At 62.4% G+C, this 13453-nt stretch carries 17 protein-coding genes; 13 read left to right on the top strand and 4 right to left on the bottom strand.

The window, feature by feature from the left end:
- Positions 1-80 precede the first annotated feature (80 nt).
- Entirely contained in the window at positions 81-665 is a 585-nt protein-coding gene (locus tag FJ430_RS20785; RefSeq protein ID WP_226891812.1) for a hypothetical protein, read from the top strand.
- A 104-nt stretch (positions 666-769) separates the two neighbouring features.
- A complete protein-coding gene (locus tag FJ430_RS20780; RefSeq protein ID WP_413467794.1) occupies positions 770-1249 on the top strand; it encodes a hypothetical protein in 480 nt (159 codons plus the stop codon).
- A 64-nt stretch (positions 1250-1313) separates the two neighbouring features.
- Here the strand turns inward: FJ430_RS20780 and FJ430_RS20775 are convergent, their stop codons facing one another.
- On the bottom strand, positions 1314-3194 hold the full coding sequence (locus FJ430_RS20775) for a L,D-transpeptidase family protein (RefSeq protein ID WP_140657847.1): 1881 nt from the start codon (positions 3192-3194) through the stop codon (positions 1314-1316).
- A 297-nt stretch (positions 3195-3491) separates the two neighbouring features.
- Between FJ430_RS20775 and FJ430_RS20770 the strand changes: the two genes are divergently transcribed.
- The 3 genes from FJ430_RS20770 (at position 3492) to FJ430_RS20760 (ending at position 5527) form a co-directional block, all read left to right on the top strand.
- Positions 3492-3893, top strand: coding sequence for a rhodanese-like domain-containing protein (locus tag FJ430_RS20770; protein WP_140657848.1), 402 nt, complete (start codon positions 3492-3494; stop codon positions 3891-3893).
- A 37-nt stretch (positions 3894-3930) separates the two neighbouring features.
- The gene (plsY, locus tag FJ430_RS20765; protein WP_140708980.1) at positions 3931-4620 is read left to right on the top strand and encodes a glycerol-3-phosphate 1-O-acyltransferase PlsY; all 690 of its coding nucleotides are present in this window, start codon (positions 3931-3933) and stop codon (positions 4618-4620) included.
- Between the two features lie 155 nt (positions 4621-4775).
- Positions 4776-5527 (top strand): IS5 family transposase gene (locus tag FJ430_RS20760; protein WP_226891807.1). Its coding sequence is split into 2 segments (ribosomal slippage): positions 4776-5106 and positions 5106-5527, totalling 753 coding nucleotides; the frame shifts between segments, so codons are not numbered across the junction.
- A gap of 13 nt (positions 5528-5540) precedes the next feature.
- Here the strand turns inward: FJ430_RS20760 and FJ430_RS20755 are convergent.
- Positions 5541-6449 carry an alpha/beta hydrolase gene (locus FJ430_RS20755; protein ID WP_140709919.1) on the bottom strand — a complete coding sequence of 303 codons (909 nt, stop codon included), beginning with the start codon at positions 6447-6449 and terminating at the stop codon, positions 5541-5543.
- A gap of 47 nt (positions 6450-6496) precedes the next feature.
- On the opposite strand from FJ430_RS20755, the gene FJ430_RS20750 reads away from it, so the two are divergent.
- Positions 6497-6949: a MarR family winged helix-turn-helix transcriptional regulator gene (locus tag FJ430_RS20750; RefSeq protein ID WP_140709917.1), complete on the top strand. Its 453-nt coding sequence runs from the start codon at positions 6497-6499 to the stop codon at positions 6947-6949.
- A 12-nt stretch (positions 6950-6961) separates the two neighbouring features.
- Here FJ430_RS20750 and FJ430_RS20745 read toward each other — a convergent pair whose 3' ends face one another.
- Together FJ430_RS20745 and FJ430_RS20740 are read right to left on the bottom strand one after the other, a co-directional pair.
- Positions 6962-7573 carry a pyridoxamine 5'-phosphate oxidase family protein gene (locus FJ430_RS20745; RefSeq protein WP_140657856.1) on the bottom strand — a complete coding sequence of 204 codons (612 nt, stop codon included), beginning with the start codon at positions 7571-7573 and terminating at the stop codon, positions 6962-6964.
- A gap of 92 nt (positions 7574-7665) precedes the next feature.
- Positions 7666-8019 (bottom strand): gamma-butyrobetaine hydroxylase-like domain-containing protein, encoded by a 354-nt coding sequence (locus tag FJ430_RS20740; protein ID WP_140642588.1) that lies wholly within the window; start codon positions 8017-8019, stop codon positions 7666-7668.
- 196 nt (positions 8020-8215) lie between these two features.
- Here FJ430_RS20740 and moaA point away from each other — a divergent pair, with 196 nt between their 5' ends.
- From moaA to FJ430_RS20705, 7 genes are all read left to right on the top strand, one after another.
- Complete coding sequence (gene moaA / locus FJ430_RS20735; RefSeq protein ID WP_140657860.1) at positions 8216-9211, top strand: GTP 3',8-cyclase MoaA; 996 nt, start codon at positions 8216-8218, stop codon at positions 9209-9211.
- A gap of 55 nt (positions 9212-9266) precedes the next feature.
- Entirely contained in the window at positions 9267-9761 is a 495-nt protein-coding gene (locus FJ430_RS20730; RefSeq protein ID WP_181175551.1) for a hypothetical protein, read from the top strand.
- A 113-nt stretch (positions 9762-9874) separates the two neighbouring features.
- Entirely contained in the window at positions 9875-10231 is a 357-nt protein-coding gene (locus FJ430_RS20725; RefSeq protein ID WP_140709915.1) for a hypothetical protein, read from the top strand.
- 153 nt (positions 10232-10384) lie between these two features.
- Entirely contained in the window at positions 10385-11305 is a 921-nt protein-coding gene (locus FJ430_RS20720) for a DMT family transporter (RefSeq protein ID WP_140709913.1), read from the top strand.
- Between the two features lie 4 nt (positions 11306-11309).
- Positions 11310-11942, top strand: a complete 633-nt coding sequence (gene mobA / locus FJ430_RS20715; protein WP_140709911.1) for a molybdenum cofactor guanylyltransferase MobA — start codon at positions 11310-11312, stop codon at positions 11940-11942.
- Positions 11939-12454 carry a molybdopterin-guanine dinucleotide biosynthesis protein B gene (gene mobB / locus FJ430_RS20710; RefSeq protein WP_140709909.1) on the top strand — a complete coding sequence of 172 codons (516 nt, stop codon included), beginning with the start codon at positions 11939-11941 and terminating at the stop codon, positions 12452-12454. Before mobA ends, mobB begins: the two co-directional genes overlap by 4 nt.
- Positions 12455-12605: 151 nt before the next feature.
- Positions 12606-13391 carry an ABC transporter substrate-binding protein gene (locus tag FJ430_RS20705; RefSeq protein ID WP_140657866.1) on the top strand — a complete coding sequence of 262 codons (786 nt, stop codon included), beginning with the start codon at positions 12606-12608 and terminating at the stop codon, positions 13389-13391.
- Positions 13392-13453: the final 62 nt, after the last annotated feature.

Below are 13453 nucleotides of genomic sequence, written 5' to 3'. Positions count from 1 at the left end.
AGGCGCTCGCGGATGGCCCCTCTTTCGACTGCCGAAAGGCGCAGTTGCCAGCCGAGAAGGCGATCTGCGCCGACCCGCAAATGTCAGCCATCGATGCTTTGGTCACCAAGGCCTATGCCGGTTTCGAGCCCGCCTTCGGCGGCGACAAACGCGGGATCGCCAGGAAACTGGTCGCCGATCGGAATGCCTGCAAGACGGACGCAGCCTGCATCGTCAGCGCGCAGAACAATGCGCTGCAGACTTACGGCAATGCGCCGCAATGGGTGCAGGACTACAACATCGCGCTCATCGGCAAGAAGGCGCTCGACCTTGCGGCGAGGACGCTGAAGCCAACCGATCAGCTCTTGCCCGTATCGATCGGCAAATGCGGCTTCACCCATATCACGGCGCTGACGACGAGGCTGGGTGACGACCCGCTGGAAGCCGCCAGCCCGGAAGCCGGCAGCGCGGCGAGATTTACCAACGGCGGCACGGCGGTCTCCTATGACCGCGAACCGGGACTGGCGAGTTCCAAGGTCGGCGATCCGGTCGTCATATGCCTGATCGCTATCCCGCGCGACTGCCCGAAAGACGACCTGCGCGGCATGGTCTACTACGCCGTCGACCTCGCCGCCAAAGGCGCATGGGCCCTGCCCGATTCCCAGCATCTGTGTGGTGGCGCTTGAAGACCTTGGCGCCGCGCGGAGCCAGCGCGACAAACCGCCCTTGCATCGTCACAACTTTGGTGGCTGACTGCCCGCCATGATTGCGGGCACGGGGGTGCATGGCAATGATCGGCTACGTCCTGAAGCGCATCCTGATGGTGCTTGTCGGCTATCTGGTCGCGGTGCTTGTCGGGTTGATCGCAGTGGTGGTGATCTACGCGATACTGAGCTCGCTGCCCAACGCGCCGGGCTACTTCGAGCTCATGGAGTTCACCCCAGTCGCCGTGTTGGTGGTGCCGCCTCTCGGCATGTTCGTCTACTTCCTGGCGATCATCCTGACCGGAATGCAGACGCTGGTTTTCGCCCTGATCGCCGAGTTCCTTTCGTTGCGAAGCTTTTGGCTGCACATGCTGTTCGGCGCTGCCGCCGCGGCTGCCGGTTTCATGTTGATCTGGCCGGACGCCGCCGATGATCCGGAACGCTGGGCCGACATGGGCATCATCGCCGCCGCCGGCCTCGTGGCCGGGCTGGTCTACTGGCTTATCGCCGGGCGCGACGCCGGCTTCCGCCGGCCGCTCATCAAGGCACTTCCAAGAAACGTGTGAAGCGGTCGGGTTCGGTGGCTTCGCCGTGGCCTTCCGTCCGGAATTGCTTGAAAGTAGACAGCGCTCAGCTTGACGGCGTGCGCACCGCTTCGGTCGCGTCGAGCGCCTGCATCAGCTTGGAATCGCGGTCATAGACGTCGTCGAAATACTCGACCTTGCCGGACATGTCTGGCCATGCGGTGAAATAGGCGACATAGACCGGGATGACACGCGTGACATTCTCGGTCGAATGCCCATGCTTCAGCTTCTCGGCGATATCGTCGACGGAGGTGCCGAGCACGGCGGCGGCCATGCCGCGCGGATCCTGCAACCGCACGCAGCCATGGCTGAGCGCGCGCATGTCGCGTGCGAAGAACGACTTCTGCGGCGTGTCGTGCATGTAGATGGCATGCTTGTTGGGGAACAGGATCTTCAATTCGCCCAAGGCATTCGCTTCGCTCGGCTGCTGCCGCACGCTGAAGGGGATGTTGGCGCCATAGGCACCCCAATTGACCGCCGAGGACGGGATGCGCTTGCCGCGCGAATCCGTCACCTCATAGCCGGCGCGGTCGAGATAGCCCGGGTCGCTGCGCAGCCTCGGCAGCATCTCGTTGACGATGATCGACTGCGGCACACCCCAATAGGGGTGGAAGTCGACCTGCTTGATCTGGTTGTAGAAGAAGGCGGTCTGGTTGGTGACCCGGCCGATGACCGCGCGGGTCTTCAGCTTCTCCTCGCCATTGTCGATATAGCTGGCGGTAAAGGCCGGCTGGTTGATGAAGACGCGCGGGCTGCCGAGATCCGACGGCATCCAGCGCAGTTCCTCGAGCGCCACCTTGACCTTCTCGATCTTGTCGGCCTTCGAGGCGCCGGCCAGTGAGGCCACGGTGCGCGGGCCGATGACGCCGTCGCCCTTCATGCCGGCGCGCTGCTGCACGGCCTTGATCACCGGCACCAGTTCGGGATCGTAGAGCTCGCTCTTGCCCAGCCTGGCGAGCACCTCGCCATAGTTGCCACCCATCTCATCATCGAGATTGCGGGAAATAAGCGTCAGCAACTTCGGCAGTTCCGGGCTGCTCTCGCCGGGCTTGAGCAACAGCTTCGGATCGACGACGATCTCGTTTTCCTCGCTCGCCTCGAGCGCTTCCAATTCGACGCGCAGCGCCTGGTACTCGGCATTCTGCGGGTGGCGCGATTCGAGATAGGTGCGGACCTCCTGGGTATGCGCCAGCGTCTTCAGCGCGCCTTCGAGATCGAACGGCTTGGCCGGGAAATCGTAGTAACCGGTCATCCGGTTGGGGTAGACGCGGCCACTCTGGGCATCTTGCGCATAGCGCAGCACGCGCGCCGACAGCGCCATCTCGAAGCGGACCAGTTCCTTGGTTCGCTCTTCGGGCGTAGCGGCAGTCGCGGCAGCCGGAACGTCGACGGAATAGTCGGCCGGCGTCAGGCCGTAGCTTGCCGCCTCGCCCAGGACGCGCACCGCATCCTGAGCTCGGCTGTTGGGGACGTTGTCGCTCACCCAGATGAAATCCGGGTTGGCCGAATAATAGGCGATCAGTGCCTTGGCGATATCCGGCTCGGCAAACAGCTCGTAATCACTCAAGCCTGCGACGGCGTCGCGGAAGCTGTTGCCCGTCACGGACGGCACAAAGGCGGCATCCTGCGCGGTCGCCGGCTGCGGTGCCGGCAGCAGCGACTTGAAATCGACGCGAACGAGCTTGTCGGCCCTGTAGGTGTTGTAGGTCGGGCTGCTGATCCTGACACCACCGCCTCCGTCGGGCTCTGCCGGCCGTATCTTGCGTGGCTTCGGCGGCGGCGGAAATTCACCTTGCGGATTATGCCGGATACCGCCGCCGAACAGCATGTCGAACAGCCCTTGCGCGCTTGCCGGCTGTTGTCCGAAGGCGAGCGTTGCTGCGATTGCGATCGGCAGGAGGGTTTTCTTGTTCCTGAGGACTTTCATGCTTCACCCGCACCGGTTGCAACCGGTTCCCGTTCCGCGCCGCTGGACGGTCCCGCCCTCCGCATGGCGGATGTATGACGTGACTATACCGATTCATACCGATTTCGTTAAGCTTTCATAAATTTTCGCAGCCGTGTTGCAGAACAGTTTCACATCATTGTGAGACGGTGTGACCTGCCTCGGTTCGCGCCATGCTTGCGGCGTTGCGCCAGACATCGGCGGAAACTGGCCCGGACGTGATAAGCTCCGGCCGTTATGCTGGAAATCCGGGCAATTTGAGCAGTCGGAGGATTTGCCGTGAAGAAAGGTTATCGCCAGCTGCTCGACGAGGCGAATGCCGAGATCGAGGTTGTGTCGCCCGAGGAAGCGGCCGGATTGCTGGAGGACGAAGACACCATCTTCGTCGATCTGCGCGATCCGCGCGAGGTCGAGCGCGATGGCAATATCCCCGGTGCCAAGCACGTGACGCGCGGCATGCTGGAATTCTGGATCGATCCCGAAAGCCCCTATCACAAGCCGTTCTTCGCCAGCGGAAAGACCTTCGTCTTCTTCTGCGCCGGCGGCTGGCGCTCGGCTTTGGCCACCAAGACGGCGCAGGACATGGGACTGACGCCGGTCAAGCACATCCTCGGCGGCTACACCGCCTGGAAGGCAGCTGGCCTGCCGGTCGAGCCGGGGCGGAAAAAGAAGGCCGACTGATCACAGTTTCCCTCAACGTCTGGGATCAATCGACCCAATGGTTTTTTGGATAGCAAGTGCGGTTGGATTGACGGTCGCCTATCTGCTCGGCTCCACGCCCACCGGTTATCTGGCCGGCAAACTTCTCAAGGGCATCGACATACGCGAGCACGGCTCCAGATCCACCGGCGCGACCAACGTGCTCAGAACCTTGGGCAAATGGCCGGCATTGGCGGTTCTGCTTGTCGACGTGCTGAAAGGCGTGGCGGCGGTCGTCTTTGTTCGCTGGTTCTATCCCTGGTGCTACGCGATATCGTCCGCCACGCCACCGATGGCGCTAGAACTGCAGACCTTGGCTCCCTGGCTCGTTTGCCTGGCCGGACTTGCCGTGCTGCTGGGGCACGGCCGGTCGATCTGGCTGAATTTCACCGGCGGAAAATCCGCCGCGACGGGACTTGGCGTGCTGCTGGCGATGTCATGGCCTGTAGGATTGGGTGCCGCCACGGCATTTGCGGCCACACTCGCTCTTTTCCGGATCGTTTCCCTGAGCTCGATGCTGGCGGCGCTGACGGCGGTCGCGCTTGTCTGCGGCTTGGAGCAACCATTGCCATATCGGTTGCTGGTGATCGCGGGCAGCCTCTACGTGATCTTGCGCCACCGCGCCAACATTCAGCGGCTGCTGGCGGGAACAGAGCCACGCCTTGGCGGCGGCGGCCCAGGACCGAACGCAGGCTCGCAAATCTCCTAGAGCATGATCCCGAAAAGTGGGAACCGGTTTCGGGGAAAGATCATGCTCCAACAAAAAGTTAGATCGTGACGGCGATTCAACGAAACGCCATCACGATCTAAGGTTTGTTGATATTCAGGATTCCCATCTTGGCTTGGTCGTGATTCAAGCTTTTGATGGAACGATTCGTGCTGACGGACGCCCAGTGGGCGAGGATGGAACCGCATTGTCTGGGTAAGGCGATAGACCCTGGACGAAGCGGAGGTGACAATCGCCTGTTTGTTGAAGCGGTTCTTTGGATCGTGCGCACTGGAAGCCCATGGCGCGATCTGCCAGCCTTCTTCGGCAAGTGGAACAGCGTCTTCACGCGATACCGCGGTTGGGTCAAAGCCGATGTTTTCATTCGGCTTTTCGAGGCCTGCTCGGACGAACCGGACATGGAATACGCCATGGTCGACGCAACCATCGTCAAAGTCCATCGCCACGGCCAGGGCGCAAAAGGGGGACTCAGAGCCAGGCCATTGGTCGCTCCAAAGGCGGCATGACGACCAAGATCTTGGCGCTTACCGACGCGCTTGGCAATCTCGTGCGCTTTGTCCTGCTGCCGGGCCAGCGGTTCGATACGGTCGGTGTTGAACCGCTCATCGCGGGCCTCTGCTTCGACGCTCTGATCGCCGATAAGGCCTTCGACAGCAACGTCATCATCACCGATCTGAACGAGCGCGGCGCCAAGGTCGTCATTTCTCAGCACCCGCGCCGTGCAAAGCCGCTGCCGCTCGATGCCGAGATGTACAAATGGCGTCATCTGATCGAAAACTTCTTCTGCAAACTCAAGGAATTCAAACGTATCGCCATGCGCGCCGACAAAACCGACCAGAGTTTCAGTGCCATCATCCATCTCGCTGCCGCCGTCATAAACTCACGATGAATCTCAACAAGCCCTAGTGCAGTGTCGTTTCGCGTTGCCCGGTCACGAAACCGACCGCGCGCGCAACGACCTCCCTGTCGGCGAGGATGCGGCGATGGCCAAGCCCATTGGCCCAATGCAGGTGGACATGCTCTCCGGCGCCCGCGTAACGCTTCGCATGGTCGGCATGGACTTCGCGATCGTCCGGCGCGTGGATGATCAGCGTCGGCACCGGCGCCTCCGCAAGTTGGCGGTCGCCGGTGAATTCGCTGAGCGACCGGCCCGACAGATATTTTACCCGATCCGCCATGGCGACGCGGGAGCGCGGCCCGACATTCATCATGTCGCTGAAATCGTCGAAGATTGCAGGCAGCGAGCTCGGCGCGGCAATCAGCACCAGTTTCTGCGCCTTAAGCGGCGGCATGCCCTTGACCGATGCCGCGACGGCATTGGCGGCAATCGCGCCGCCGAAGGAATGGCCGACGACCGCGGCAAAGGGCCCGAACCATTCGCCGGCGACCCGCGCCGCGTCCACGGCGGTCACCATGTTGAGATGGCGGCCGAGCGAATGGCCATGCCCGGGCAGGTCGAGCGAGACGACCTTGTAGCCGGCGCCGCGAAACCCTTCGATCAGGGCGCGCATATATTCGGTGCGCGAACGCCAGCCATGGATGACGAGCACCGTTCCGCGAGACTCCCTGCCCGGCTCCGGGCGGAATTCATGCACCGCCACGCAGTCCGTCCTGGTCTTCAGCCGGTGGTGGCGCGCCTCGGCCATGAAGTCCGAGGCGCGGTCGACAGCACGACGCTCACCGTCGCTCAAGGATCTGGCATTGGGTGTGCGGCAAAACAATTCGAATGCGGCGCGGCCGCCAAGACGTGGCATGACATGCTCGGCCGCGCCAAAGACGCCGCGGATGACCTTCAATCCAAATGATGCCATATTGGCGATCCATCCATTCGTTCAAGCATGAACATAATAGTTCAAACATGAACATTAAACAAGAGCTGCCCTGGGACAATCCTCGCTTTCGCAACTGGGTTGCGGTGGCGCGCGCCTGCCATGTGCTGGAGCGCACGCTGGCGGTGAAGCTCGCCCCGCTCGACCTCAAGCCGGCGCAGCTCGACGTGCTGATGAACCTCTATCGCCACCCAGGCATGTCGCAGCACGATCTTGCCCGCAAGCTGCTGGTCGGCCGCTCCAACATCACCATGCTGTTGCCGCAGCTCGAGGCGCGCGGCCTGCTTCGCCGCGAGGGCGACGAGAAGGACAAGCGGGTGCTGCGGCTGAACCTGACCGAGGTGGGCGAAGCCCTGCTGATGAAGGCGCTGAAGGTTCACATGGCGCTGATCGAGAAGGCGATGAGCCAATCGACGCCGGAGCAGTGCGACATGATCGGCGAGCAGATGCGCAAGATCGCCGACGTGCTGAAGGAAGCCTGAGCCGGCTTCCGATTACCACATGGTTTTCTTCGCCCGCTCCGGCCATTCCCTGTCATAGGCCGCGGCGTCGATGTTCTTGCGGCTGGTGACCTCGAGGATCTGGCCGGGCGTCGGCAGCGACTTCGGATCGACATGCCTAGCCGGGTTCCACAGTTCGGAGCGCACGATAGCGCGGGCGCATTGGAAATAGACCGTGTCGACATCGATGACGGTGACCGAGCGAGCCGGCTTGCCGTCGACCATGAAGGACGCGCAAAGCCCGGCATCGGTTGTGATATGAGCGCGGCCGTTGACGCGCAGCGTAGTGCCCGAGCCCGGCACCAGAAAGAGCAGCCCGACGCGCGGATCGCGAATGATGTTCTTCAGCGAATCGGCGCGGTTGTTGCCGCGCCTGTCCGGCATCATCAGTGTCTTGTCGTCGACGATGCGTACGAAGCCCCCGAGATCGCCACGCGGCGAACAATCGAGTCCCTCCGGCCCGCTGGTCGCCAGCGCCACGAAGGGCGACGCCTCGATGAAGGCGGCATATTCGGGAATCACATGGTCGAGCTCCTTGACGACCGAAGCCTCGCTCGGCAACCCGTAAAGGGCCTCGAGCTGTTCGACGGATGTGATGAGCGACATCTTTTTCGCCTCCTGACCTTTTGCCGGCGCTACTCCATGTCCATGACGCCTTGACGACAGCCGGCTGCCGAAATTGGATGCCATGCGCCAGGCTAGCGATCTCGGCTCAGTCCCTTCTCGGCCAGCTCGGCAAGATAAGCGTTCCAGCGCTCGTCCTTTTCGTGGCCGAGCGTATGCAGATAGCTCCAGGTGAAGATGCCGGTGTCGTGGAAATCGTCGAAGGTGATGCGCACAGCATAATTGCCGACCGGGTCGATCTTGAGGATCGCGACATTGCGCTTGCCGGGCACCGTCACCCGCTGCTCCGGCGAATGGCCCTGCACCTCCGCCGATGGCGAGGCCACGCGCAGGAACTCCGCCGGCAATTCGAACGGTTGGTGGCCGGGGAAGGTCACGGTCAAGAGCTTGCGGTCCTTCGAGACCCTGAGTTCCTTTGGCGCGGTCATGGCTGTCCTGTCTGGGTTGCGCCCTTCCCTACGCCGCTTCGCGCGATCCGAAAAGGATCATTAGAAAGCAGCCGACACGCGATGTCGGTCGGGGAATGTTACCAAAGATCGAGACATTCTATCTTGAATGCGGCATTGGATCGTATCACATAGCTATATATAACGACGCCGCTCAGGCCATGGGAAACGCTTGCAAATGGACATGATCGACCCCTTCGGTCGCACGATCAGCTATCTGCGCGTGTCGGTCACCGACCGCTGCGATTTCCGCTGCACCTATTGCATGGCCGAGGACATGACCTTCCTGCCGAAGAAGGATCTGCTGTCGTTGGAAGAGCTTGACCGGCTCTGCACCGTTTTCATCGAAAAGGGCGTGAAGAAGCTGCGGCTGACCGGCGGCGAGCCGCTGGTGCGCAAGAACATCATGCATCTGGTGCGCCAGCTGTCGCGGCATCTCGCGAGCGGCGCCCTGGAAGAGCTGACGCTGACCACCAATGGCTCGCAGCTTTCGCGCTTCGCCGCAGAGCTCGCCGATTGCGGTGTCAAGCGCATCAACGTCTCGCTCGATACGCTCGATGCCGGGAAGTTCCACCAGATCACGCGCTGGGGCAATCTCGGCAAGGTGATGGAAGGCATCGACGCCGCGCAGAAGGCCGGGCTGAAGATCAAGCTCAACGCGGTTGCGCTGCGCGACTTCAACAACGCCGAGATCCCCGAACTGATGCGCTGGGCGCATGGCCGCGGCATGGACCTCACCCTCATCGAGACGATGCCGATGGGCGAGATCGAGGCCGACCGCACCGATCAGTATTTGCCGCTGTCGATACTGCGCGCGTCGCTGGAACGCCAGTTCACGCTTTCCGATATTCCTTTCAAGACCGGCGGCCCCGCCCGCTATGTCCATGTCGCCGAGACCGGCGGCCGGCTCGGCTTCATCACGCCGATGACGCACAATTTCTGCGAAAGTTGCAACCGCGTGCGGCTGACCTGCACCGGCACGCTCTATATGTGCCTCGGCCAGGAGGACGCCGCCGATCTCAGGGCGCCGCTGCGCGCCTCCGAAGGCAACGAACTGCTCGGCGAGGCCATCGACGAGGCCATCGGCCGCAAGCCCAAGGGCCATGATTTCATCATCGACCGCCGCACCAGCCGCCCTTCGGTGTCGCGGCATATGAGCGTCACCGGCGGCTGATTTTTTCCACTGATTGATGCATGATCTCTTCTGGTCATCGACCGAAGGGGGGATCATGCAACGTCCGCAGCGCTTCGGCTTGTCGTCACTGGCGGCTGTCGTATCCCTATCGATAATCACGACGACCGAGGCGACGGCCAAGCCGTTCACCTACGTGAATGCGCGATTCGGCCAGTCATGCACATTCCCCGACGAGATCTTCGACAAGCCGATGCCCGAGCCGGAAAATGGCGACGGGCAGCAATGGCTTAGCGCCGACCGCGCCAGCCTGACCTGTTCCGGCATCTACAATGTCGACAACGACACGCCGCAAGGTTTCGTCGCTCAGGAGAAAGCCAGCACCGAACCGGGTTACAAGGTCACCTACAGCAAGACCAGCAAGGATTGGGCGGTGCTTTCCGGCACCAGGGATGGCAAGATCTTCTACGAGCGGCGCCTCTTCGGGAAGGACGACGTCATACGTACCGTCTGGATCGAGTATCCCGCCGCGCTCAAGGCTAAATACGACCCGCTGGTCGGCGCCATCGCCAACAGCCTGCGCGGCCCCTGAGGCCAGCCGGCTCTCCGGAAAATAAAGCGCCCGCGTTACCTTCCCGCCGATTTACCGCCAAGCTTTTCCGGCCTAGCCTTCGCGGCGCGTTTTTCGCGCTAGGGGGAGTGCACATGCGCACATTCATGCTTTCACTTGCAATGCTCGGGATTGCTTCCGTATCGGCCGCGGCTCAGTCGATCGGCGGCACCTACAACGTTGCCGGCACCAATTTCGACGGCTCGAAATATGGCGGCGAGGCAACCATCACGCTGACCAGCGACACGACCTGCACGATCCACTGGGAAACCGGCGGCTCGACCTCGGACGGCATCTGCATGCGCAACGACAATGCATTTTCCGCCGGCTATGCGATGGGCAAGGAGATCGGTCTCGTCGTTTACAAGATCGAGAAGGACGGCTCCCTGCACGGGCTGTGGACCATTGCCGGCCAGAACGGCAACGGCACCGAAGTTCTGACGCCGAAGTAAGCCTTCCAAAGCTCGGCAGATCGATCTCATGGGCCACGCAGAAATTCGTGGCCCATTTCTTTGCCGTTGCTGTTTTCCGGCTGCCTGCTAGACGGCTGAATTAAACCGGCTGCCTGCTAGACGGCTGAATTAAAATAGAATCCGGAAACGCCTTTGCCTCTCTCGCCAAATCTGCGCGGCGCGCTGTTCATGATCGTGGCCATGGTCGGCTTCACCTTGAACGACGCGATCACCAAATTCTCTTCCGAATCGATGAACATGGCGCAGGTCATGCTGGTGCGCGGCGCCTTCGCATCCTTCCTCGTCGGTCTGCTGGCCTGGCGGCGCGGCGCGCTTGCCAATCCGGCCGCCATGCTGCAGCCGATGGTGGCCATGCGCGTCGCCGGCGAAGCGGGCGCCACCGTGTCGTTCCTCATCGCGCTTGCGCATCTGCCGATCGGCAATGTCTCGGCCGTCATGCAGGCTCTGCCGCTGGCGGTCACCATGGGCGCGGCATTGGTCTTCGGCGAAAGCGTCGGCTGGCGACGTTGGACCGCCATTGCCGCCGGTCTCGTCGGCGTGCTCATCATCGTGCGGCCGGGTTTCGAAGGGTTCAGTGTCTATTCGCTGGTGGCATTGGCCAGCGTCGCCTGCTGCGCCGTGCGCGACCTCTCCACCAAGCGCATCCCCGAGGCGATCCCGACCATGCTGGTGTCGACGGCGACCGCGCTTGCCATGACGGTCCTTGGTGCGCTGCTTTTGTCACCGATGGGCGGCTGGACGCCGATGAGCGGCAAGGCGACAGCTCTGTTGGCATTGGCGGCGGTGCTGGTGCTCATCGGCTATCAGTTCATCATCATGGCGATGCGCTCGGGCGACATCTCCTTCATCGCACCCTACCGCTACACCGCCCTGCTCTGGTCGATCCTGCTCGGCCTCGTCATCTTCGGCGACGTCCCAGACCTGCCCATGATCGTCGGCGCAGTCATCATCATCGGCTCCGGCCTCTATGCGCTCTACCGCGAGCGCGTCGTCGGCAGGCGGCAACCCGCCGCTGAAAGCGCTGGACCCGACATGGCGCCGGACGGCATATAGGCCGATGGACCGACATGTCGCAGGGATCATTCTGGCGGGAGGCCAGGCGCGCCGGATGGGCGGCGGCGACAAGCCGTTGCTTTCGCTTGGTGATGACAGACTGATCGATCATGTCGCCCGCCGATTGAAGTCGCAGGTCGCGATCCTTGGGCTCAACGCGAACGGCGATCCGGCGCGGTTTGCCGCCCTGGACCTGCCGGTGCTGGAGGATACGGTGCCGGGCCATGCCGGGCCGCTGGCTGGCATTCTCACTGGCCTCGAATGGGCGGCGACGCAAACGAGCTGCCGGTGGCTGATGAGCGCCGCCGGCGACACGCCGTTCTTCCCCGACGACCTCGTCGAGCGCCTGGTCGCGGCAGTTCACGACCGGCCTGGCGCGATCGCCGTCGCCAGTTCGGGCGGCAGATGGCACCCGACCTTCGCGCTTTGGCCGCTCGGCCTGCGCGACGCCTTGCGTCATTTCATGGTCGACGAGGACAACCGGCGGGTTTCGGCCTTCATGGAGCGGCAAGGCTATGTCGAGGTCGAATTCCCCATGATCGAGGCCGGCAACCAGAAGATCGATCCGTTCTTCAACGTCAATACGCCGGACGACCTTGCGGCGGCGGAGCGTCTGTTGCAAAGCCTCGGGCCATGAGACGCGTATTCGGCATCACCGGCTGGAAGAACTCCGGCAAGACGACCCTGACGGAAAAGCTGGTCACCGAACTGGTGGCGCGCGGCTGGACGGTTTCGACGGTGAAGCACGCCCACCATGACTTCGACATCGACAAGCCGGGCGCCGACAGCTTCCGCCATCGGCAGGCGGGCGCCACCGAGGTCGCGATCGTCTCCGGCCGGCGCTGGGCGCTGATGCACGAATTGCGCGGAGAGAACGAACCGACGCTGGACGACATCCTGGCGCGCCTGGCGCCTTCGGATATCGTGCTGGTCGAAGGCTATAAGCGCCAAGCGCATAAGAAGATCGAGGCAAGGCGACTCGAGGCCAAGGACCGGACGCCGCTTTCGGCCAACGATCCCAACATTGTCGCCATTGCGGCCGACTTTACAATCGAAGGCGAAACGTTGCCGGTTTTCGATCTCGATGACACGAAATCGATAGCCGACTTTGTCGAGCGCAGCACAGGTCTCGTGGCTCAAACCAAGTAACGCAGCGGCACATCCTGATTGTCGTTTGGCGTTGATTTGCAGTTGCTTTTTTCTTGGAAAGAGTGGGAGTATCCGCCTCAGCGGGCGGTAAAGAAGCTCCGCCCACAAGAGCCGCACGGGACAGCGGCCATGACAATATGAGAGGATTACCATGCGTATTGCACTGCGTATCGCGCTTGCCGCTTCGGCCGCGCTGCTGACACTTGGCGTCGCCCAGGCTCAGGAAAAGACCCTGAGGATCGGCACCGAAGGCGCGTATCCGCCCTTCAACAACCTGACCTCGGACGGCCAGTTGGTCGGCTTCGACATCGATATCGCCAAGGCGCTCTGCGACGAGATGAAGGTGAAGTGCACCTTCGTCGCGCAGGATTGGGACGGCATCATCCCGGCGCTCCAGGCCGGCAAGTTCGACGCCATCGTCGCCTCGATGTCGATCACGCCCGAGCGCGCCGAGAAGGTCGACTTCACCCACAAATACTACAACACCCCGTCGGCCATCGCCGTGCCGAAGGATTCGCCGCTCAAGGGCGTGACCAAGGAAGACCTCGCCGGCAAGAACATCGGCGTCGCCACCACGACCACGCATTACAACTATGCTTCGAAGACCTACACCGACAGCACCATCAAGGGCTATCCGAGCAGCCCCGAGGAACAGGCCGACCTCGCCAATGGCCGTCTCGACGCCATCGAGGACGACATCGTCGTGTTGCAGCAGTGGCTGGATTCGCCGGACGGCGCCTGCTGCAAGATCCTCGGTCAGCCTTCGCCGCAGCCGGTCGATATCTTCGGACCGGGCGCCGGCATCGCCGTGCGCAAGGGCGAGACCGATCTGGTCAACAAACTGAATGCCGCGATCGACGCCATCCGCAAGAACGGAAAGTACAAGGAAATCAACGACAAGTACTTCAAGTTCGACGTCTACGGCGCCGAATCCTGATCGACAAGCCAAGGGCGGTGAGGCATCCCTTGCCGCCCTTAAATCCTTTCGGGATCGCCACG

The organism is Mesorhizobium sp. B2-8-5 (genome assembly GCF_006440675.2).
GTDB lineage: Bacteria > Pseudomonadota > Alphaproteobacteria > Rhizobiales > Rhizobiaceae > Mesorhizobium.
This window is presented reverse-complemented; position numbering and strand designations above follow the sequence as displayed.